Annotated in this window: 24 protein-coding genes and 1 pseudogene; 10 read left to right on the top strand and 15 right to left on the bottom strand. The window is 51.5% G+C overall.

Translation table 11 applies throughout. From position 1 onward, the window contains the following. The first annotated feature begins 61 nt into the window (after nucleotides 1–61). A complete protein-coding gene (locus J7395_RS19240; RefSeq protein ID WP_062959157.1) occupies nucleotides 62–478 on the top strand; it encodes a helix-turn-helix domain-containing protein in 417 nt (138 codons plus the stop codon). A 64-nt stretch (nucleotides 479–542) separates the two neighbouring features. On the opposite strand, the gene J7395_RS19245 is transcribed toward J7395_RS19240, so the two are convergent. The 14 genes from J7395_RS19245 to J7395_RS19310 all read right to left on the bottom strand — a co-directional run bounded on the left by J7395_RS19245 (nucleotide 543) and on the right by J7395_RS19310 (nucleotide 8,105). Further along, nucleotides 543–734 (bottom strand): hypothetical protein, encoded by a 192-nt coding sequence (locus J7395_RS19245; protein WP_062959158.1) that lies wholly within the window; start codon nucleotides 732–734, stop codon nucleotides 543–545. Nucleotides 735–819: 85 nt separating this feature from the next. Beyond that, the gene (locus J7395_RS19250) at nucleotides 820–1,560 is read right to left on the bottom strand and encodes a cytochrome c biogenesis protein CcdA (RefSeq protein ID WP_062959159.1); all 741 of its coding nucleotides are present in this window, start codon (nucleotides 1,558–1,560) and stop codon (nucleotides 820–822) included. A gap of 142 nt (nucleotides 1,561–1,702) precedes the next feature. Then, on the bottom strand, nucleotides 1,703–2,293 hold the full coding sequence (locus tag J7395_RS19255; protein ID WP_062959160.1) for a hypothetical protein: 591 nt from the start codon (nucleotides 2,291–2,293) through the stop codon (nucleotides 1,703–1,705). Further along, complete coding sequence (locus tag J7395_RS19260; protein WP_062959161.1) at nucleotides 2,290–2,739, bottom strand: copper chaperone PCu(A)C; 450 nt, start codon at nucleotides 2,737–2,739, stop codon at nucleotides 2,290–2,292. Before J7395_RS19260 ends, J7395_RS19255 begins: the two co-directional genes overlap by 4 nt. After that, nucleotides 2,736–3,386, bottom strand: coding sequence for an SCO family protein (locus tag J7395_RS19265; RefSeq protein ID WP_062959162.1), 651 nt, complete (start codon nucleotides 3,384–3,386; stop codon nucleotides 2,736–2,738). The genes J7395_RS19260 and J7395_RS19265 overlap by 4 nt, the downstream gene beginning before the upstream one ends. 62 nt (nucleotides 3,387–3,448) lie before the next feature. Continuing rightward, on the bottom strand, nucleotides 3,449–3,709 hold the full coding sequence (locus J7395_RS19270) for a hypothetical protein (protein ID WP_062959163.1): 261 nt from the start codon (nucleotides 3,707–3,709) through the stop codon (nucleotides 3,449–3,451). After that, nucleotides 3,702–4,118 carry a hypothetical protein gene (locus J7395_RS19275; RefSeq protein ID WP_197467363.1) on the bottom strand — a complete coding sequence of 139 codons (417 nt, stop codon included), beginning with the start codon at nucleotides 4,116–4,118 and terminating at the stop codon, nucleotides 3,702–3,704. Before J7395_RS19275 ends, J7395_RS19270 begins: the two co-directional genes overlap by 8 nt. A gap of 13 nt (nucleotides 4,119–4,131) precedes the next feature. Continuing rightward, entirely contained in the window at nucleotides 4,132–4,734 is a 603-nt protein-coding gene (locus tag J7395_RS19280) for a TlpA disulfide reductase family protein (protein ID WP_062959164.1), read from the bottom strand. Further along, a complete protein-coding gene (locus J7395_RS19285) occupies nucleotides 4,731–5,336 on the bottom strand; it encodes a DsbE family thiol:disulfide interchange protein (RefSeq protein WP_062959165.1) in 606 nt (201 codons plus the stop codon). The genes J7395_RS19280 and J7395_RS19285 overlap by 4 nt, the downstream gene beginning before the upstream one ends. After that, on the bottom strand, nucleotides 5,333–5,818 hold the full coding sequence (locus J7395_RS19290; protein ID WP_062959166.1) for a cytochrome c: 486 nt from the start codon (nucleotides 5,816–5,818) through the stop codon (nucleotides 5,333–5,335). The genes J7395_RS19285 and J7395_RS19290 overlap by 4 nt, the downstream gene beginning before the upstream one ends. Then, nucleotides 5,815–5,973: a hypothetical protein gene (locus J7395_RS19295; protein WP_181850054.1), complete on the bottom strand. Its 159-nt coding sequence runs from the start codon at nucleotides 5,971–5,973 to the stop codon at nucleotides 5,815–5,817. Before J7395_RS19295 ends, J7395_RS19290 begins: the two co-directional genes overlap by 4 nt. After that, the gene (locus J7395_RS19300) at nucleotides 5,966–6,454 is read right to left on the bottom strand and encodes a DUF411 domain-containing protein (protein ID WP_196871077.1); all 489 of its coding nucleotides are present in this window, start codon (nucleotides 6,452–6,454) and stop codon (nucleotides 5,966–5,968) included. Before J7395_RS19300 ends, J7395_RS19295 begins: the two co-directional genes overlap by 8 nt. A gap of 14 nt (nucleotides 6,455–6,468) precedes the next feature. After that, nucleotides 6,469–7,425 carry a hypothetical protein gene (locus J7395_RS19305; RefSeq protein WP_197464518.1) on the bottom strand — a complete coding sequence of 319 codons (957 nt, stop codon included), beginning with the start codon at nucleotides 7,423–7,425 and terminating at the stop codon, nucleotides 6,469–6,471. Between the two features lie 350 nt (nucleotides 7,426–7,775). Further along, on the bottom strand, nucleotides 7,776–8,105 hold the full coding sequence (locus J7395_RS19310; RefSeq protein ID WP_063089330.1) for a hypothetical protein: 330 nt from the start codon (nucleotides 8,103–8,105) through the stop codon (nucleotides 7,776–7,778). A gap of 355 nt (nucleotides 8,106–8,460) precedes the next feature. Between J7395_RS19310 and J7395_RS19315 the strand changes: the two genes are divergently transcribed. The 9 genes from J7395_RS19315 (at nucleotide 8,461) to J7395_RS19355 (ending at nucleotide 18,491) form a co-directional block, all read left to right on the top strand. After that, a complete protein-coding gene (locus J7395_RS19315) occupies nucleotides 8,461–8,817 on the top strand; it encodes a hypothetical protein (protein WP_209223219.1) in 357 nt (118 codons plus the stop codon). A 154-nt stretch (nucleotides 8,818–8,971) separates the two neighbouring features. Continuing rightward, complete coding sequence (locus J7395_RS19320; RefSeq protein ID WP_101270329.1) at nucleotides 8,972–9,535, top strand: plastocyanin/azurin family copper-binding protein; 564 nt, start codon at nucleotides 8,972–8,974, stop codon at nucleotides 9,533–9,535. Between the two features lie 78 nt (nucleotides 9,536–9,613). Beyond that, nucleotides 9,614–11,296, top strand: a complete 1,683-nt coding sequence (locus J7395_RS19325; protein ID WP_064781635.1) for a copper resistance system multicopper oxidase — start codon at nucleotides 9,614–9,616, stop codon at nucleotides 11,294–11,296. A gap of 2 nt (nucleotides 11,297–11,298) precedes the next feature. Continuing rightward, complete coding sequence (locus J7395_RS19330; RefSeq protein ID WP_063093944.1) at nucleotides 11,299–12,021, top strand: copper resistance protein B; 723 nt, start codon at nucleotides 11,299–11,301, stop codon at nucleotides 12,019–12,021. 69 nt (nucleotides 12,022–12,090) lie between these two features. Beyond that, entirely contained in the window at nucleotides 12,091–13,290 is a 1,200-nt protein-coding gene (locus tag J7395_RS19335; RefSeq protein ID WP_064781636.1) for an ABC transporter ATP-binding protein, read from the top strand. A 551-nt stretch (nucleotides 13,291–13,841) separates the two neighbouring features. Then, the gene (locus J7395_RS19340; protein WP_064781637.1) at nucleotides 13,842–14,177 is read left to right on the top strand and encodes a YHS domain-containing protein; all 336 of its coding nucleotides are present in this window, start codon (nucleotides 13,842–13,844) and stop codon (nucleotides 14,175–14,177) included. Nucleotides 14,178–14,287: 110 nt separating this feature from the next. Next, nucleotides 14,288–14,737, top strand: coding sequence for a cytochrome c (locus tag J7395_RS19345; protein ID WP_247742296.1), 450 nt, complete (start codon nucleotides 14,288–14,290; stop codon nucleotides 14,735–14,737). Nucleotides 14,738–14,744: 7 nt separating this feature from the next. Next, on the top strand, nucleotides 14,745–16,082 hold the full coding sequence (locus tag J7395_RS19350) for an APC family permease (RefSeq protein WP_209223221.1): 1,338 nt from the start codon (nucleotides 14,745–14,747) through the stop codon (nucleotides 16,080–16,082). Nucleotides 16,083–16,124: 42 nt separating this feature from the next. Continuing rightward, nucleotides 16,125–18,491, top strand: a complete 2,367-nt coding sequence (locus tag J7395_RS19355) for a heavy metal translocating P-type ATPase (protein ID WP_209223223.1) — start codon at nucleotides 16,125–16,127, stop codon at nucleotides 18,489–18,491. Between the two features lie 257 nt (nucleotides 18,492–18,748). On the opposite strand, the pseudogene J7395_RS19360 reads toward J7395_RS19355, so the two are convergent. Beyond that, a pseudogene (locus tag J7395_RS19360) lies at nucleotides 18,749–19,324 on the bottom strand (ISL3-like element ISPpu12 family transposase); the annotation flags it as partial. Nucleotides 19,325–19,452 lie beyond the last annotated feature (128 nt).

Consider the following 19,452-nt stretch of genomic DNA (forward strand, 5'->3'; position numbering starts at 1 on the left):
GCTCGTTCCTGATCCAAGCTACAGTCTGTAGTTGCTACAGGCTCAAGAGGGTTTTGACCTTATGGACGATCACAATTCCGGGAGGCTATTGAAACGTGCCGAACTGGCGAAGGTGACGGGCTGTCACCCTGAAACCATCCGCTATTATGAAAAGACCGGCATGATGCCCGATCCGCCACGCAGCAAAGCGGGTTACAGGCTGTATGATGAAGCACATGTTTCCCGGTTGCGGTTCATTCTGCGCGCCCGCGAACTGGGGTTTTCGATTGAAGATATCCGGGGATTGCTTGATCTCATGGATGGTGAGCTGCAAACTTGCTCGGAGGTCAAACAGCGTACGGAAAGCCATCTTGCTGACGTGCGCGTAAAAATCGCCGACCTGAAACGGATCGAACAGCTCTTGGCGGAGACGGCTGCACGATGTTCGGGAGAAGACGTACCGGAATGTCCTGTGCTGGAGGCACTGTCATGCACTTAGGACAACAGCATTTGATGTCGGCAATGCCGGAAGTGAAAGAAGCAAGATATCAATTCTTGCGATGTTACAGGCTAGACGTCAAATCGCGGTACGCATCCATCAACGGACGATCCTCGGAGACATAGTCCGTATGCTCCTGATCAAGTTTTTCAAGTGCTGCCAGCATGAATTCGGCAATATCAAGCCTTTCCTGCCAGCAGGCATATCTGAAAGCATGTAAAATGACATGCTCCAATGGGTCGGTTTCGGAAGACATTATTCTGCACCTCCTTCATATCGAGGTTAAAGGCTACGCTATCCAGCAAAAGGAAGGTCAACAGAATTCTTCCGGACAGGCGGGATCAGCCGATAGACGACAGAACAGGAAATGTTTCCAGCAGCCAGAACGCAAAGGCGGACATATAACCGGTCACCATGGCCACGCCCATGACAATCATGATCAAGGCCGCCGCGGCACGAAGGAACCGCCCGAAACGCCCTATGGATTTCAATCTGGCAGACAGGCTCTCGGTGAACAGTGCCGCCAGGAGAAACGGCACACCTAGCCCCACGGAATATATGGTCAGCAATGCAATACCATCGCTGACCGTTGCCGACGCGGCGCTGACGGTCAGAATGGCGCCGAGAACAGGACCGATACACGGCGTCCAGCCGAACGCAAAAGCAAGTCCAAGAGTATATGCCGAAACCACACGCCCACCAGGCAGATCAAGATGAAAGCGCGCTTCCCGCATCATCCACGCCGGACGGAGCGTTCCCAGCATGAACAGCCCGAACAGAATGACAATGCCGCCACCAATCAGATTCATCTCGAACCGGTATCCGAGCAGGAACTGACCAAGTGCTGTTGCACTGGCCCCCAGAAGGACGAAAACCGTGGTGAAGCCCAAAACGAAACACAGGCTGAAACCAAGAGATGACAATCGACCAACTCGGATTGCCTCCGTTCTGGTCGAAAGAGAGGCACCACCCGCGATATAGGAGATATATCCGGGAACCAGAGGCAGCACGCATGGCGAGAGAAACGAGATGAGGCCTGCGGCGAACGCGCTTATTATGCCGATATTGGAAAGTTCAGGCATTAATCTGTATTCCGTAAAATCAGGAACCAAGTATTCAGAGAACAGGAAGGTCAGCTAACCAAACAGTGCTAAGCCTATCTTTGTTCAGGGCTCTTTTCCTACTTTTGAGAACCAGTCTGTCAACTGATCCAGCCACCCCTTTTCAACAGGCGGCTTTGGGGGGGTGGGCAGCGTTTGTCAATCCGTTCACGTAAAGGATCAGATTCATCTGATTGAAACTCGTGCCGTGAAAAATACCGGCATGGCGGGTATTCCGATCGATAATATGAATCATCGGTGCAGACCCGTCACGCTGGCTCAATTTGGCGAATTTATCGGCAACAGTTACAGCACTGATATCCGAAGACGGCATAACAGGCCGCCAGTTCACCAGATCCCAAGAAGGAGTATCTGAAAAATCTTCGGAATGAACGGTAATGAACGTGACCATTTCCCGCATCGGGCTAATATTCAGCCTCGCCTGAGAGGACGCCAGTAGGGTTTGCTGTTCTGCACAGGCTGCACCACAATCCCTTGGCACAAAACTTAAAATAAGTATCTGATCATCAAGGTCGCTCAAATTAAAGCGACCTTGATTTTGGTTGAAAAGTTCTATCTCTGGAACCTTTCCGGTGTTTGTCACCTCAAAATATGGCTCTTTATCCGCCATCACCTCGTCAAGGTCTTCACCGGGATGATTCGCAAAAGCAGGTGAGGCCGTCAACGCCAGGATCAAAAACAACCACCGGATCATTCTGTTTCCCCCTGCGGCCCGGCGGCAGCTATGCCAAGAATGGCGACGTCAATGCTAATCTCGCCTGCGTTTTCAAAGCGCAATGTCATGGGAAACTTCTGTCCTTCACGGAGTTTTTCATGCAATCCCGCCAACATGAGATGCATTGCCCCCGGCGCCAGAGTGACCGGGCGGTTGGCGGGAACATCCAGAGCCATGACATGTCGCATCCGGCGAACATCATCGACCTTGACGACATCATGTATCATCACATGGTCTGCCACAGGTGTGGTGATTTCCAGAAGGCGGTCGGCCGCAGCACTTGTGATCGTAAGATATGCCACCCCCGGACGGGATGTCAGGATCGTGGCACGTGCCCAGGCGTCAGATATTTCGACAAGGCTCTCGGCAGAAACCGGTAGTGCTGTCAGCAAGGTCATAACGAGGGCGATGGCGGTTCTTTTCATATTGTATTCCCGTTCATGATCGCAAGAACCCGGATTGCCATGTCTTCTGCCGACTGGTCTCCTTCCCGAAAGACAGTCTGGTAACGGCCATCCGGTGCCATCAGATATATATGCCCGGAATGGGCCATCAAATAGCCGTCCGGTGCGGTATCGTCGTCCAGCTTTTCGGAATAGACCCGGAAGGCTTCGGCGGCTGCGGCAACATCCTTTTCGCTGCCGGTCAACCCGATCAGGGCCGGATGAAAGGCCCCGACATATTCCGCCATGACGTCAGGCGTATCGCGTACCGGATCAATAGTAATGAATAACGGTGCCACGCGGTCTGCTTCAGGCCCCATTCGGTCAAGCGCATCTGCCATATAGGCCAGTGTGGTCGGACAAACATCAGGGCAGTGTGTGAAGCCGAAAAAGACAAGTTGCCAACGCCCCGGGAAGCTTGCTTCGGTTACACGGTTTCCCTGATGATCGGTCAAGGAAAAATCGGAGTGAATTGCGGCTTCTCCCGTCCCTTCGGCCCCCGACGACATCTGCTTGTGGTCGGAAGCCTGAAAGATATATGCGCCGCCAAAGAGTAGGGCAGCAAGAACAACCATCCCCCATAATATAGAACGGACGAAACGTAACCGGTTGAAATTATGCGATGTCATGAAACGATCCCGTGGAAAATCCCGCCCGGGTATTTGTCCCGGGCGGGTGTCATGTCACGATGTTATTTGTCGGAAGGCTGCGGCATGTGATCGGTCATAGCAGCCATCATTTCAGTACACTGCTCCATCATCGGCCCCATCTGGCTCATCATCTTCATCATACCCATCATGCCCTGCATATCCCCCATGCCTGAATTGCCATCATGCTCCATCATCGGGGATTGCTTGTCCGGAGTTTGGGCTTCCTGGGCATATAGGGCTGTTGTCGCCAGTCCCGCGACCATCATTGTGGCAAACGCGGTGAGTTTGATTGATTTACGCATCTCTAACATTCCTTTCGGTTGTGGACTCATGTCCCGACTGGGGTGTTACAGACGCTATATTTGCGCCTGATGCAGCCGGGGACCTTCCGGCCTCGTTGCCGGGAAGACTGTTTTTCGGGGTTTCATCGGATGAAGGGGCGATATCGCTGGCGCTCTTTTGCGATGAACAGGCCTTTTTGTTCATGCACAAACCCAGCGCACACATCGCCACGCACGGCAGAACGGAGACGAGCAATGGCGCGATACCGGCGGCAACCAGCCAGCTCCAGTTAAATGCAAGCCCAGCGACAAGGGCAGTTCCAGCCAGCACAAATACACCGCGACGTCCCTTCAGGTAATATCGAACGGCATGAACCACGTCATGCCCAAGCGAGGTATTACCGGATTTGGCTTGTTGTATCTCGGTCATAGGAGTTCCTTCCTCAATCGGTGTAGATGTGGGATTTAAGAAAATCTATCATCTCTGCTGTCGCCCATTCGGTCGGTCCGACAAGTCGACCAAGCTCGCGGCCGTTCCTGTCAATCAGAAGCGTCGTCGGTAAACCGGGGATGCCCAGAGCCGTCGTGGTTTTCATGGTTGGATCGATGAAGAGGTCCAGATTCCGGATGCCGATTTCGCTATAGAAATCCTGCACGACATCCGCTCCGGCCCGGTCGATTGACAAAGCGATAACTTTGAAGACCGAATTGCCAAGTTCGGCCTGCAAGGCATCCAGGGTTGGCATTTCCTCGCGGCAAGGAACACACCAGGTCGCCCAGACATTCAGCAAGACGACCGTTCCCTCAAAATCACTCAGTGTCACAGGCCGACCTTCGGCATCCTCAAACCCGAACCCGGGAAGAGGCCGGGGAACATCATGCATGACAAACGAGCGGTGTTGAAGCTGCCTTGCATTGTCCGTCGCCTGATGGGGGGCATTCTTCTCGTTGCGTAACGAAACTATGGTCAATGTGGTAACAACCACCAGTATGATGCCAGCGGCAAACCCCACTTTCAGGTTCATATACACCAAGAGGCTCTTCATCGAGGTGCCTCCGCAGTTCCGGCACCTGAGGCCTCATTACGCAATTTTTCGACCCTTGGCAGAATGGTCTCGGCCAACACTTTTTCCGTTACCGGCCCGACATGCTTGTAAGCAATGTTCCCTTTTGCATCGACAACGAAGGTCTCAGGGACGCCATAGACGCCCCAGTCAATTGCCACACGCCCGTTAATGTCCGCGCCGGTTCTCGTATAGGGATCGCCAAGGCTATCGAGCCATTCTGCAGCGTCGTCAGGCTGATCCTTATAGTTCAGACCATGCAGTGGAACGGTGCCGTCGCGGGCCAGTTTCATGAACACGGGGTGTTCTTCACGGCACGCGACACACCAGGAGGCAAAAACATTGACCAGCGACACTTCACCTTTGATATCCGTACTCGACAAACCTTGCATCCGGCCTTTTACCGGCGGAAGGTCAAATTCGGGGACCTGTCTGCCCAACAGGGCCGAGGGGAGTGTGTTGGGATCAAGAGTCAATCCCTTCGCCAGGGCCACACCCAATATCAAGGCGATGCCAAGCGGCAGAAAATAGATCAGCCGGTTGAAGTGCTTTTGCGGGCGATGTTCTTTGGGGACTGCACTCATTTCGCCCTCCTGTCTTTAGGATTCAGATTGTGCTGGAATGCACGTTCCTCGTCCGACCAGACACTCTTGATATAGCCAAGTACCGCGATGATCTCCTCATCACTCAGCACATCCTCAAATGCAGGCATATCGCTCTCATACCCCGGCACGACAGCGCCAACCCCGAACTTGGTGATCGCAAACAGTTCCTGATCGCTATGGCGCCATGTGTGGCCACTGGCATCGTGTGGCGGGGCCGGCATCCGCCCGGTATCAAGGCGGCGCTTCCAGTTTTCCTGCCCCTCAAGATTTGCGCCATGGCACGATGCGCAGAATTCAGCATAAACATCGTTGCCCAGTGCAATCTGTTCCGGAGTGATCGGCTTTTCCAGAAAAGTCAGATTCTCGGGCGTTGATCCAGCATCCGCCACCCCGGACAGCAAAGCCATGCCGACACCAGCCATTAATCCGGTGACCAATGATCCGGGCAATACCGCACTCATTTCCTGCCCCGTAGATATTTAAACAACGCGAGAACGCTCATGATCAGGATCGCAAGGATCAGAAGGAACACAAGACCGCCTCCCGCCATCATCAGCATCATCATCGGGCTACCCATCATCGAGCTATCCATCATCTGTCCAAAACACTCATTCATTGGCGTAAACGGCAATGCCGTCCTCTCCGAACGCATAGGTTTTCAGCGTCCCGGTTTTTTCACGTGCCATGCCCGGCGCATTTGGTGGCATGCCGGGCAGCGTGATACCCGTTATATCCGGGCGTTCATCAAGCATCCGTTCAATGATCTCGGCGGGAACCAGCCCGCTTACGACATATCCGTCAATCTCGGCCAAATGGCAGCCCAGCCCTTGCTCCGGGACACCGGCGGCAACGGATCGCTTGTCGAAATCGCGATCATCGACACGGGTAACCTGATATCCATTGGTCTCAAGATATTCGCCATAGGCATCACAGCATCCGCAGTTCGGGTCCCGATAGATTGTGATCGATTTGCTTCTCTCACCAGCTACTGTCACGTTCGTTTGCGCCTCTCCTTTTCCCGGAGCAAACATTGTAAATGCAGCACTTCCGGCAACAGCCAGAATCGCAACACCTGTCACAATCACTAATTTTCTCATCTGTTTCTCCATCATCATATGTTCGCAATGGCGGTCCACGTCCTGCCACCGTCTGGGCTTTGTAAAACCCCGTCGTTATTCACAATTACGAGATCATCAGCGCGTAGCGGATGAACCGCGAGTGCTGTTGCGATAACTTCTGAACGCTTTAACCAGGTGACACCCGCATCCTGCGATTGCCAAATTCCGGATGGCAATCCGGCATAAAGTGTGGCCGGTCGCGATACCGCACTGACCAGCGCACTCACAGGTTCACCCTCAGGTAAGGGTACTTTGGGAGTTGCCTGCTTTCCGGACGCAAGAGCATCCATGGCATCGCCCGGCTGAACATCCTGCCAACGGCAGAAACAATCCGGCACACGCGTTACACCGGTATCGGTTCCGGCATATAGCCAGATCCCACCCATTCCGGTTGCCAGATCGACTGAAGACAGTGCTGTCAGATCTCGCTCGGCATTCGCTAACCATGGCCGGTCCATGACAAACACCCATGACTGACCAGCATCATCGCTCTGCCATAAGCCGTCACCGCGAATGGCGGCATATATGGTATCTGGGTTTGTCGCCGCAGTTGTGATGGCAGTGACTGCCGCTTTTGGCAGTCCTTGCCCACGTACGTCCCAACTTTTCCCGCCATCTACAGACAGAACAATCCTGCCGGTATCCAGACCACCAATAACTCGGCCCGGCCGTTCCGGATGTGTTGCAAGTGTGAGAATGGAACCTGCCGACATCTCCGGCAATGTTATCCAGTTTCGATCCCTATCGCGATACAGAAGCAATGACCCGCGTGCAATAATCAGCGCATTGCTATCAAAAGCAATTGCACTGTTTGAGCTTTCACTAACCGCGGCAAGGGTTGTTGCTGGCAACAGGTAGAGGCCAGCACATGTCACGAGACCGCGAAGCAGCGCACGTCTGGAAACAGAGCCCGCGACTATGGTATTTCTTTTCATATGCAAGTTTCTCAAGGAGTTGGAGCATCAGAACGTAATCCGAATCCCGCTCACAATGATCCTATAAGGTTTGATCTTCAGAGGCCGGGCACCAGTAAAAGCGGGACGCTCAAGGCCGGGGCGGATTGCCGCCTGCTCGTTGAGTGAAGCTGAAGCTATGCTTTGGTGCATGTCGCGACTGCGCCAAGAAATACCGACCAAAGCCGACATTTTGGCACCCGTAGATCGGAAAACATGATTTCCAACCTTGTCTGAAGAAGCTGTAAGGCCCACAACAAAAATTGCGGGCACGAAGCATGTCATGAGAAATCGCGGTGATGCCCCATGACACTGATATCCTCAAACCAAAACGGATTAAGGAGATATCAGTTCAGAGTGTTGGTTCTGGGAGGGAATGGATCGGGAGAGTTTGAGCGGCCGGTAAGGCTGCCTGTCGGCCCGAAATGCTCGACTGAGGCGAGTGCAGGTATTGCAACTTGTACAGGCGAAATTGCGATAGTTGATACCTGAGGGCACGCAATATCGCAGTCCGGCATGATGTCGCCGCTGCCAGAACAATCCTGACAATTGTCCATTGCCAATTCCGCCATCGGCATCCCGACCTCCATAACAGCAGCATTGACCGTCTGGAAACTTGTCCCGACGGCAAAAGCAGCTATCAAAAGTATGGTCAAAAACCTGATGCGATTGAGCATGGTTTACTTCTATCCCAAGGATGCGATGCTGTCTATATCGAACTACAGTAAATCCTATTGCTGCACCTCTGTGCCCATATCCAGAGACTAGGAGAATTGTTGGGTTACGCAGCATTTAATAGGATTTGATTGTGCTTCATCTATAAATTGATTGTTAGCAAGTCATACCCGCAGATTAGTGAATAACTCAGCACAACAGGTTGTTCATCTGTAGCGCATAACGTGATTTCATGGCGACGAATGCAGTAATCTATTGTTTTCACCTTGCTGATGGCTCAAGCAGCAGATGTAAATTCGTGAAATAGTCTGTCTTTGCCACAATATTGCCACTTGACGAAACCGGGGGAGCCCGATATTGCGTATGTTGCAATGCATCACTAAGGAACGTTCCGTGCGCATTCTTTCCTGCTTTCTTGCAATCGCGATAGCCATGACAGTTCTGCTGTCGGGGGTTGAGGGTGTGCAAGCAGGTTCGGGACATGGCCATGACAATCATCACGGCGTCATGATCGATGTTTCTGATAGCTCGCAACATGATCGACGTGACATGCATGCGGATCTTTGCGGTATGGCGGTTTGCGGCCCGTTCGTTAAAGAAGTAGAAGGTGTTCTGTCTTCCAGCCCAACGGTGCTTGCGGTAACATACTGGTATCAGGACCTGACTTTGACTTCCGCAGGTTTGGACGTTAGAGGCAAGCCTCCGCGTTCCTGAGATATTTCAGGTTTTCCGAACATCCCTTTGCCTGGTTCAATCACTGTTCCTCGAATGAAACAGCGTTTTGCCTGAATTACAGCAGCGCAGACTGTTGTCGTGATTGAACATGGGACAAGGGCCTTCTTACTGAATATCTATTAGGAGCATGTATATGCCCAACTTCAAGAATTCCCTTATGCGTCGTGTTAGCGTTTCAACCTTTATTCTTGGCGCGCTTGTCGGTCTTCAATCACCTGCCTTTGCGGGTGCGGGTCATAGTGGCGGTCATAAAGATGGCGTCGAAATCGGAGCGCCTGGCGATATCTCTGATGTTCGCCGGACAATTCGGATCACGATGGAAGACAATTTCTATGACAAGGAAAAGATTGTTGTTCGCGGCGGCGAAACCGTTCGTTTTCTAGTCGAAAACAAGGGTGAATTCGTTCACGAGTTCAACATTGGCACCGCAGCCATGCACGCGGACCATCAAAAAGAAATGATGATGATGATGGAACATGGGGCCCTTGAAGCAGACAAAATCAACATGGACATGATGGAAATGGACATGGGGAACGGCGAAACCATGAAGCACAACGATCCGAACAGCGTGCTTCTGGAGCCGGGTGATTCTGCCGAGGTGATCTGGACCTTCCCGAAAGACGCAGAACTTGAATTTGCGTGCAATGTACCAGGCCACTACGAGAGCGGCATGGTCGGTAAAGTTCGCCTGCAGTAACCACTGCGCAGGGTCTCGCGCCAGAGGGAATCCCTCCCTGTTGCCTCTGGCGCACCTCAACCATCGGAGATCATGAGAATGAGAAAACTTCTTGGGCGTGCCCTTTTGGGGGCGCTAAGCACTATTGCTGTGTCAACAGCAGGGTATGCGGCAACCTATAATCTGTCTGTCGATTACGTTACCATCGACACAGGTGATATGAAAACCAAAGCAATTGGCTATAACGGGTCCTCGCCCGGTCCGACCTTGCGCCTCAAAGAAGGCGAAGATGCCGTCATCAACGTGACGAACAACCTGGACGAGACTACATCTATCCATTGGCATGGGTTGATCCTTCCCTACCAGATGGACGGTGTGCCGGGCATCAGCTTCACCGGGATCGAACCGGGCGAGACTTTTACCTATCGCTTTCCTGTCAAACAGAGCGGGACCTATTGGTTTCACAGCCACTCTGGCTTCCAGGAACCAGATGGCGCTTACGGCTCAATTGTTATCGAACCCGAAAAACGCGAGCCATTCAAGTTCGACCGTGAATATGTCGTTGTTCTGAAAGACAAGCACCCTCATTCCGGGGCGCGTATTCTGCGCAACCTAAAGATGATGCCGGACTACTACAACCGTAACCAACGCACGCTCGGAGACTTCATCTCCGACGTTTCGGAAAACGGTTTGGGAGAAACTCTCTCTGAACGTGGAGACTGGGGCAGCATGCGCATGATGCCAACAGATATTGAAGACGTTCAGGGCTTCGTCGGCCTCATCAATGGTAAATCACCGGAACAAAACTGGACCGGACTATTTGAGCCAAACGAACGTGTGCGCCTGCGCTTCATCAATGCATCGGCCATGACTTACTTCGACGTCCGCATTCCGGGACTTGAAATGACTGTTGTCCAGGCTGACGGCAACAATGTTCAACCGGTCAAGGTTGATGAATTCCGCATTTCGGTTGCAGAAACATACGACGTGATTGTTCAGCCGACAGCTGAAAAGCCGTATGCAATCATGGCCGAATCAATGGGACGCTCGGGTTATGCATTCGGATCGTTGTCGCCGCAAGAAGGGTTGAAAGCTGAAATGCCAGCCAGACGCATGGACGCTCCGTTGCTGACAATGGCGGACATGGGAATGGATCACGGTAGCATGGCCGGAATGGATCATTCTTCGATGGGCAGTGGTAACGAGAACGGTATGGCTGGAATGGACCATTCGAATATGGCCGGAATGGATCATTCTCAGATGGGAATGTCCAAAGATGATCCCTTCTATGCCGCTGGAAGTGGTTTGACACCAAAAGCAGCCAATGGCGGAAAGTTCCTCTCCTATGCCGACCTGAAGGCACAGAAGCCTTTGTACCCTGAACGGCCTGCAACGCGTGAAATTGAACTGCGCCTTACCGGAAACATGGAACGCTATACGTGGTCAATCAATGGCGTCAAATATGAAGATGCAGAACCTATCCGCTTGAAATATGGCGAACGGGTGCGCTTCAAGTTCGTCAATGAGACCATGATGTCACACCCGATGCATTTGCACGGGATGTGGTCAATCCTCGATACTGGCAACGGTAAATGGGATCCGGTTAAACACACCATAAATATCAACCCTGGCATGACCGTTTATTCGGAAACCGAAGTTGATGAACCTGGGCAATGGGCTTTCCACTGTCACCTTAGCTATCACATGGCTTCTGGCATGTTCCGAAAAGTGGTTGTAGAGGGCGGTCCAGCCGTCGCGGCACTTGAGAATGGAGTTCAATAACAATGAAAACACTAACTTTGGCCGCGATTGGTGGTGGTGTTCTTTCCACGATCCTGTCCTTCTCGTTCACTGCCAAAGCAGACAATCACATCTTCTATGGCATTCAAATGGAGCAGTTTGAATACCGCTCTGGTGACGAAGGGGAAAATCTTTTCGTTTGGGATGGTGATGCATTTGTTGGCACCGATGAACTGAAGTTACGTTGGCAAGGCGAAGGCGAGCGTGATCTCAAAAACGACCTTTACGAAAACTTCGAGAACAGACTGGTCCTGCAAACACCAATCAGCGACTTTTTCGATGCCAAAGCCGGTATTCGTCTGGATACGCCAAGCACAACAGATCGTTGGTATGGAACCGTTGGAATCATGGGGCTTGCTCCTCAATGGTTTGAAGTCGACGCTGACCTGTTTGTCAGCGAGACCGGAGACGGCAGTGCGCGGCTTGATGTTGAGTATGAAGGCTTGCTGACCAATCGTTTAATCCTCACACCTTCGCTTGAGCTGAATGCTGCGTTCTCTGACGATCGCGAGATTGAGGTCGGACGCGGGTTTTCAAGCGCAGAGATCGGACTGCGGCTTAGCTATGACCTCATCGACCGTGCCGTTGCACCGTATATCGGGGTTGCCTATGAGCGGAAACTCGGCAAAACCGCAGACTTTGCAAAAGATGACGGCGAAGATTACGAGGCAACTTACCTCGTAACCGGTCTCCGCCTTCTTTTCTAAGCATCACACGACAGGGAGGACTTTCCTCCCTGTCTGTTTTGCCGAACCTTCTCAAGGAACCTAACTACAATGATGGAAATCGTCCACGATATGGGGCATCGCTTGACGCACTACATATCAAGCGATGCACACTGGTGGGTTCATCTTGTATTCCATTTGGTGGTGTTTGGGGTGCCGGTTGCGCTAATTATTATTCTCAGCGCGACGGGATACAGGGCTTTAAGACGCCGCAGATCTGTTCTTGCGCAACAGGCTCAAAAGCCCTCGGCAAAGAGCGGAACAGCGCTCCTGCAGTACATATTCAGAGCTTCATGGAAGCGGCAGATAAAACTGGGGCTACTGGCGACGGCCTCTTTGCCGGCTCTTTACATGAGCCTCGAGCTTCCGAAGTTGATCATCAACAACGCCATTGAGTCAGGACATTTTCCAGTTACCTATTTAGGAATGGAGTTCTCTCAAACGATGGCTTTACTTACTCTCTGTCTGCTTTTTTTATTGGCGATTGGCGTGCATGGCTGGCTGAAATATCAGGTTAATTTGCAATCCGGTGCGCTGGCAGAACACATGTCACGCCGCCTACGGCTTGATATTTCAAAATTCAGCTTTCGAAAGCCATCCCCCAAAGGAGGGGAATTGATTCCGGTTATTGTGCAGGAGGTAGAGCCCGTAGCTGGATATGCTGCAGAGTCGATTGTGCTGCCTTTGTTACAAGGCGGTACATTCCTGACGATTCTGACTTTCATGCTCGTGCAAGATTTGGTTTTGGGCATCGCCGCAACCGCACTGTTGCCGCTTCAGATTTTTGTCATCCCCAGATTCCAGAAGAAAATTAATGCTTTGTCTCGAACGCGGCTGAAGGAAGTCAGAGTTCTCGGCGAGAAGATAGGGAACATCTCAAACGATAACCAGCCAGGTGCCCGGGATATTTACGGGTCATACAAGCGACTTCACGACCTTCGTCTCTCTATCCACAAGAACAAGTTCGCCATGAAGTCTTTAAACAATTTCATATCACAGATGACGCCCTTCTTCTTTTACACAATTGGAGGGTATCTGGTGATAAAAGGCGATCTCACGCTCGGGGCTCTAATCGCAGTATTAACTGCATACAAAGACATGGGCGCTCCGCTAAAAGAGCTCTTTCGCTACTATCAGGCGCAAGCCGATGCTCACGTCAGATACTCCGAAATCAAACCTTACATCTCAAAGGAAATCAACAGTACGGACAACCGGCTTGCAGATGTAACGGTTCTGTCTGAAGTCGGTTAAAAAAAACGTCCCCTTAATTGAGGTAGGTCAACGTAACTCGATATTTAAGGGCATAAGTGTTACGTTACTGCCCAAAGGAAGTTTGATCAATGAATGCACAGCAAGCACTAATACGCGCCGTACTGATCCTGCTCGTCGGGATTAGCGCTATAATGCTTGCTCCCCATATTGCAGTCGCGTCGACTGGATCTTTTCCTGCGCATTCTGCAGAACTCAATGGTTTTGACGTTGAACACCAGCATGACCTGGCTTCGTGCTGCCCTCAGGTTTCTTGTCACTCCACATCAGCGGTCCTTACCGAGATTATCCTACCGGTTTCCGAGTTTTCCCATGTACAGAACGGGATAGAAGAAGTGTCCCTTCAGCCGGTATCTCGGTCATGGATTTTCCAGCCTCCCATATCCTGATCCTCCCGAACAAATAGCGAATAACTGTTCTGGGTTCTGCACCTGCCGATGGCATGCGTACAGATCGAGCCTTGGTGTTCTGCACCATGCTGCTTTCAGACGGAACAGTCATACCTAAAGGTATTTATGGGATGGCGAAGAGAAATGGAAAATATTCTCAGTTGGTTGCTTTGGGGAGCCTTCATCATATTGATGATGCGCTTTGGTTGCGGTGCTCACATGTTTGGGCACAAAAAGCACACCCACAATAAGAAACAAGCGGACGGTCAGGCTGAGGCAATCCGATGGGAGCACCCTCAGTCCGCCGTTGACCCGGTTTGTCATAAAACTGTCGATCCGCGCATCGCCAAAACAGCCATTTATGGCGGTGAAGTATTCTACTTCTGTTCAGACACCTGTCGTTCGAAATTTGAAGTGTCGCCAGATACCTATGTCGATGGCAGCGCAATTAGCCGACAAACTCACGTATCGCCAAGCTAGTTCAGCGAAATCAATAGGCGGCAGCAACAGGACCAGGGTTGACTAGTTCCCTTGGTCTCACGTGTCTTCGAATATTTGATACATACGCATAAAACAAAGGCCCGAAGAAAATGAAAAAACAAATCAATTGGCCAAAGTATTTGGTTATCGGTTTTTTCGCAGTAGGGATCATCGCCATGACCCTGAATTCGTTTCTGCCCGGGAAAGATGACATCAAAGATCTTGAACTGACCGATAGCGGAATTGCGCTCCCCAGTTTCAGCAAGGAAGCCATGGTAGGAAACCAGCTTTTCGATATGAACTGTGTTGCCTGTCACGGACGCAATGCAAGCGGCACAGAACAAGGCCCGCCGCTGATACACCGGATCTACAATCCGGGACATCATTCAGATCGCGCATTCTATCTAGCTGTTCAAAACGGGGCAAAACAACATCACTGGCCCTTTGGCGATATGCCAGCCCAGCCTCAGGTCAGTTCGGAACAGGTAGCACGGATCATTCGTTATATACGCGAGCTGCAAGAAGCAAACGGCATCGCGTACCAAAAACACCAAATGTGAGGCAGGAATGGATCATCAGGCAGAATACAAGAAAAACAGTATCTCGCTCCTTGGCGCCATATCCATGGGCACCGGTGTTATGATCGGAGCAGGAATTTTTGCTTTGACCGGACAAATTGCCGAACTTGCAGGAAAGTGGTTCCCGTTGTCGTTCCTGTTTGGCGCACTTGTCACTGCTTTTAGTGCTTATACCTACATCAAGATGTCCAATGCTTTCCCGTCTGCAGGCGGGATCGGAATGATCCTCCAAAAAGCATACGGGCCGGGAGCCATAGCAGGCGGCGCAGCATTGCTGATGGCCTTTTCGATGGTCATCAACGAGAGTTTGGTCGCAAGAACATTTGGAACCTATGTTTTGCGGGCGTTTGACCTGACAGAGCTTGAAGTTCTTATACCGGTATTGGGTGTTTGCCTGATAATTTTTGCATATGCTGTTAACAGAGCTGGCAACAAATCGGTTGGCCTGTTTTCAATGGTCATGGCCGCGTTGAAGATCGGCGGCATTGCATTGTTTGCAATTGCAGCGCTGTGGGCTGGTGGATACTCGTTCGAGCCGTCATCACCCGACGGCGCGAGCTTTCCATTGGCCGGTTTTGTCGCATCAATTGCTCTTTCAATTCTGGCCTTCAAAGGGTTCACAACGATCACAAACAGTGGTGCTGAAATCGTGAGCCCTCATAAGAATGTGGGTCGTGCGATTACGTTCTCAATCCTGATTTGCGTTGTCGTATATATTCTCGTGGCGCTTGCTGTTGGTTCAAGCCTTGACTTGGACGAACTGATAAAAGCCAAAGACTATGCCCTCGCCCAAGCTGCACAGCCAGCATTGGGGCCCATCGGATTTTATCTGACTGTGCTGCTCGCAGTCGTTGCGACGGCGTCCGGTTTGCTAGCAAGCGTGTTTGCGGTGTCAAGAATGCTCGCGATGCTGACCGATATGGAGATGATCCCGCATAGTCATTTTGGAATGTCGGGTTCAATCAAAGACCACACACTTGTTTACACGGTTGTCGTGGCAGCGCTGTTGACAATCTTTTTTGATTTAAGCCGGATCGCTTCACTTGGCGTGTTTTTCTATCTGGTCATGGATGTGCTCATCCACTGGGGATGCTTTAAGTACCTACGACAAGAAATAGGAGCACGCGGCTTTGTAATGATTACAGCAATTGTCTTTGACATCATCGTGCTGCTCGTTTTCGCCGGCATGAAATTGCAAAGCGACCCATCCATTGTTCTCATTGCAACTTTGATGATCGTTGCTGTGTTCATTTTTGAACGTTGGTTCCTGTCAAACTGGATAAACCAATCGGCCAAGGCGCACAGTCACGATCACTCAGGACATTGATAAACCGCAGTGACATTGCAGCATAACAGCAGGAAGCAGACCATGTCTGATCATCATCATAAGAAGCACCAGGATAATCACAAAATGTCTGATCAATCAGGACAGTCGACGGATCCTGTTTGCGGTATGTCGGTCACGGTGGATGCCGATACACCACGCTCTCGGTACGGCAGTGAGACATATTATTTCTGTTCGCAGAAATGTAAGGGCAAGTTCGATAGCTCTCCTGAGAGCGTATTGTCCTCAGAGGAAGAGACATCTGCTGCAAACAGCGCTTCGTCATCGACTTCGGGTCGCTACACCTGCCCGATGCATCCAGAGATCATACGATCCGAACCTGGTTCCTGTCCGATCTGCGGAATGGCACTGGAACCGATGGATATGCCAACAGAAAATGACGCACCAAACCCCGAGATTCGGGATTTCAAAAAGAGATTCTGGTTAGGCGCAGCTCTTACGGTGCCGCTTATTGTCCTAACGATGGGGCCGTTTGTTGGTTTGGGTTTCATCCGGGAAATGATTGGAGAACGCGTTACTCTTTGGGTGGAGTTGGTTCTCGGAACGCCTGTTGTCCTGTGGTCCGGCTTCCCATTCATGGTTCGTGGATGGCATTCTGTGGTGAACCGTTCTCTCAACATGTTCACCTTGATCGGGATGGGCGTTAGCGCAGCTTATATATTTAGCGTCGTCGCAGTGATTTCTCCGGGTATTTTTCCTGATGGCTTCAGAGACGCACAGGGACATGTCGGTGTGTATTTCGAAGCTGCAGCTGTCATCGTTGTCCTTGTGCTTCTTGGCCAACTGTTGGAATTGGGGGCTCGGGAACGAACCGGTTCGGCAATCAAGGCGTTATTGGGTCTTGCTGCAAAAACAGCCCGCATTATTGAAGATGATGGTTCTGAACGGGAAGTTCCTCTTGAAGATGTGACCGTCGGAATGAGCTTGAGAGTTCGTCCAGGTGACAAGATACCTGTCGATGGCGTTGTCGTTGAAGGACGATCGTCAGTTGATGAATCCATGATCTCGGGTGAACCCGTTCCAATTGAAAAGAATCCAGATGATGATGTAACCGGAGCAACAATCAACGGGAATGGCAGCCTGATTATCCAAGCCAAACGGGTTGGCAAAGATACTGTCTTGAGCCAAATCGTTGATATGGTCTCTAATGCTCAGCGAAGCAAAGCGCCAATCCAAAAGGTTGCAGACACGGTTGCAGGCAAGTTTGTGCCTGCTGTTATCCTGGTTGCTTTAGTTGCCTTCGTCGCTTGGGCCATCTGGGGACCAGATCCGTCATTGTCATACGGGCTTGTCGCAGCAGTCGCTGTTCTGATCATTGCGTGTCCTTGCGCTCTTGGTTTGGCAACACCAATGTCAATCATGACCGCTACCGGTCGTGGTGCGCAAATTGGTGTGCTCATTAAAAATGCAGAGGCCCTGGAGCGATTAGCGAAGGTCGATGTGCTCATCGTCGATAAAACCGGGACTTTGACAGAGGGTAAACCGAAACTAGCAGGTGTAATCGCTCAATCAGACTATCAGGAGGAGGAAGTTCTTTCTGCCGCTGCGGCGCTCGAAAAAGGATCCGAACATCCATTGGCTGACGCCATTGTTAGTGCTGCTCAGGAGCGCGGCTTGTCCCTTGATAAGGCAGAGGACTTTGAAGCTGTAACCGGTCAGGGCGTCACCGGAAAGGTGGATGGCAAGTCGGTTGCCCTAGGTAATAGTAAACTCCTTCAGACTCTCAATATCGATCATTCTGCTGTTGATAAAACAGCAAATGATCGGCGAGATATGGGGGAGACGGTAATGCATGTCGTTATTGATGGAAGAATTGCCGGGCTCATTTCCGTAGCCGATCCGATCAAGGACACGACGTTGGAGGCTTTAAAGGCGCTCAAGAAGCAAGGCTTCAGAATCGTCATGGCAACCGGTGACAACCAACGAACAGCAAAATCCGTTGGCAATAAACTTTCCATTGACGAGATTCGGGCCGATGTCTCCCCAGAAGACAAAGCCAATTTAATTATGGAACTCAAGGCTGAAGGCCATCAGGTAGCCATGGCAGGTGATGGCGTCAACGACGCCCCTGCTCTTGCTCAGGCTGATGTCGGAATTGCGATGGGTACGGGCGCTGATGTTGCAATTGAAAGTGCTGGTTTCACCCTCGTCAAAGGTGACTTGAGCGGGATTGTTAGAGCCCGAGAACTCTCGGAAGCAACGATGCGCAATATCCGGCAAAACCTCTTCTTTGCGATGGTCTATAACGCAGCCGGTGTGCCTGTTGCTGCGGGTCTGCTCTATCCGTTCTTTGGCATTCTCATCTCACCAATGTTTGCAGCTGCAGCCATGAGCTTATCCTCGGTATCAGTCATTGCGAATGCACTGAGGTTACGTCGAGCAAGTTACTAGCATCCCAATATTGACTGATTGGGCGAGGGGTGAACCAGACAAGGCTGACTTTAATACAAGACAGTTCACCCCTCGCCCATTTTAAATGACATACCAGCCAGCACTCAGAACTTTAAATCTCTTCTGATCCGTTCCCAAAATTCATCTGTCGGCTTTTTACACTTGGTAGCCAGAAATCTATTTTCACCTTGATAATTTCGGGTATACGGATTTAATGGTTGATGGGGCACCTTCACCCCATCAATCTGATACCACCCTCAGATGGTTGATAGATCGACTCCGTAGTTGAGTTCCTCTGCGAAGTCCGGCAGTCCGTAACCGATGGTTTTCTTGTAGAAAGGAGAGACCTTCGCAGTCGGTGCCTTCTTCTTGTGCTTCGTGGTGTAGAGCATTCGTGCCCGCATCACCTCGAAGGAGTAACCGCGCCCTTCACGGTTCTTGTCCTTGGCCAGTCGGTTGATGGACTCCGTGTAAGCGTTGGTGACGGGCATGTCCGTCTCGAAGTAGGTCATGGTCTCTTCGCGCCAGTTTCCCACTGCCCTGACCAGATCGCTCCAGACTTCCTTTTGGCCCTTCGGGATGGTGGCTATCCACTCGTCCAGGGCGGCTTCTGCCTGGAGCCGTGTGGTGGCGTCCCAGATGCCGTAGAAGCGCTCCTTGTGCTCGTAGGCGGCCAGCAGTTGCGGGAACGCGCCTGTCCAGGTCTCCATGATGAGGCGCTCCCGGTCTGAGACTTCGTGAGCGCGTTTCAGCAGGATTTTCCGGTCTCCCTTGAGAGTCCGGCTCTGGGACGGTTTCAGCTCCTTTCTGAGGCCCTTGCGCACTCTCTCTAGGTGTGAGCTTTCAACAGGTTGTCCATTCGGGCCAGACCGAGGAGACTGGAGTTACCACGCTTCAACCATCCTTGGAGGCAAGCCCGAATGAACATGCACAAGAATGCCCGTTTAACACCGATAGGTCG

The organism is Thalassospira sp. A3_1, assembly GCF_017744215.1.
GTDB classification, from domain to species: Bacteria; Pseudomonadota; Alphaproteobacteria; order Rhodospirillales; family Thalassospiraceae; genus Thalassospira; species Thalassospira lucentensis_A.

Excerpts from the sequence above, each read along its gene's own strand:
- J7395_RS19320 (WP_101270329.1), top strand. The coding sequence starts at position 8,972 with ATGCCCAACTTCAAGAATTCCCTTATGCGTCGTGTTAGCGTTTCAACC.
- J7395_RS19275 (WP_197467363.1), bottom strand. The coding sequence starts at position 4,118 with ATGACCGAGATACAACAAGCCAAATCCGGTAATACCTCGCTTGGGCAT.
- J7395_RS19290 (WP_062959166.1), bottom strand. The coding sequence starts at position 5,818 with ATGAGTGCGGTATTGCCCGGATCATTGGTCACCGGATTAATGGCTGGT.
- J7395_RS19285 (WP_062959165.1), bottom strand. The coding sequence starts at position 5,336 with ATGAGTGCAGTCCCCAAAGAACATCGCCCGCAAAAGCACTTCAACCGG.
- J7395_RS19310 (WP_063089330.1), bottom strand. The coding sequence starts at position 8,105 with ATGCTCAATCGCATCAGGTTTTTGACCATACTTTTGATAGCTGCTTTT.
- J7395_RS19270 (WP_062959163.1), bottom strand. The coding sequence starts at position 3,709 with ATGCGTAAATCAATCAAACTCACCGCGTTTGCCACAATGATGGTCGCG.
- J7395_RS19265 (WP_062959162.1), bottom strand. The coding sequence starts at position 3,386 with ATGACATCGCATAATTTCAACCGGTTACGTTTCGTCCGTTCTATATTA.
- J7395_RS19355 (WP_209223223.1), top strand. The coding sequence starts at position 16,125 with ATGTCTGATCATCATCATAAGAAGCACCAGGATAATCACAAAATGTCT.
- J7395_RS19335 (WP_064781636.1), top strand. The coding sequence starts at position 12,091 with ATGATGGAAATCGTCCACGATATGGGGCATCGCTTGACGCACTACATA.
- J7395_RS19295 (WP_181850054.1), bottom strand. The coding sequence starts at position 5,973 with ATGAATGAGTGTTTTGGACAGATGATGGATAGCTCGATGATGGGTAGC.
- J7395_RS19345 (WP_247742296.1), top strand. The coding sequence starts at position 14,288 with ATGAAAAAACAAATCAATTGGCCAAAGTATTTGGTTATCGGTTTTTTC.
- J7395_RS19280 (WP_062959164.1), bottom strand. The coding sequence starts at position 4,734 with ATGAAGAGCCTCTTGGTGTATATGAACCTGAAAGTGGGGTTTGCCGCT.
- J7395_RS19350 (WP_209223221.1), top strand. The coding sequence starts at position 14,745 with ATGGATCATCAGGCAGAATACAAGAAAAACAGTATCTCGCTCCTTGGC.
- J7395_RS19245 (WP_062959158.1), bottom strand. The coding sequence starts at position 734 with ATGTCTTCCGAAACCGACCCATTGGAGCATGTCATTTTACATGCTTTC.
- J7395_RS19250 (WP_062959159.1), bottom strand. The coding sequence starts at position 1,560 with ATGCCTGAACTTTCCAATATCGGCATAATAAGCGCGTTCGCCGCAGGC.
- J7395_RS19300 (WP_196871077.1), bottom strand. The coding sequence starts at position 6,454 with ATGAGAAAATTAGTGATTGTGACAGGTGTTGCGATTCTGGCTGTTGCC.
- J7395_RS19340 (WP_064781637.1), top strand. The coding sequence starts at position 13,842 with ATGGAAAATATTCTCAGTTGGTTGCTTTGGGGAGCCTTCATCATATTG.
- J7395_RS19240 (WP_062959157.1), top strand. The coding sequence starts at position 62 with ATGGACGATCACAATTCCGGGAGGCTATTGAAACGTGCCGAACTGGCG.
- J7395_RS19325 (WP_064781635.1), top strand. The coding sequence starts at position 9,614 with ATGAGAAAACTTCTTGGGCGTGCCCTTTTGGGGGCGCTAAGCACTATT.
- J7395_RS19330 (WP_063093944.1), top strand. The coding sequence starts at position 11,299 with ATGAAAACACTAACTTTGGCCGCGATTGGTGGTGGTGTTCTTTCCACG.
- J7395_RS19260 (WP_062959161.1), bottom strand. The coding sequence starts at position 2,739 with ATGAAAAGAACCGCCATCGCCCTCGTTATGACCTTGCTGACAGCACTA.
- J7395_RS19255 (WP_062959160.1), bottom strand. The coding sequence starts at position 2,293 with ATGATCCGGTGGTTGTTTTTGATCCTGGCGTTGACGGCCTCACCTGCT.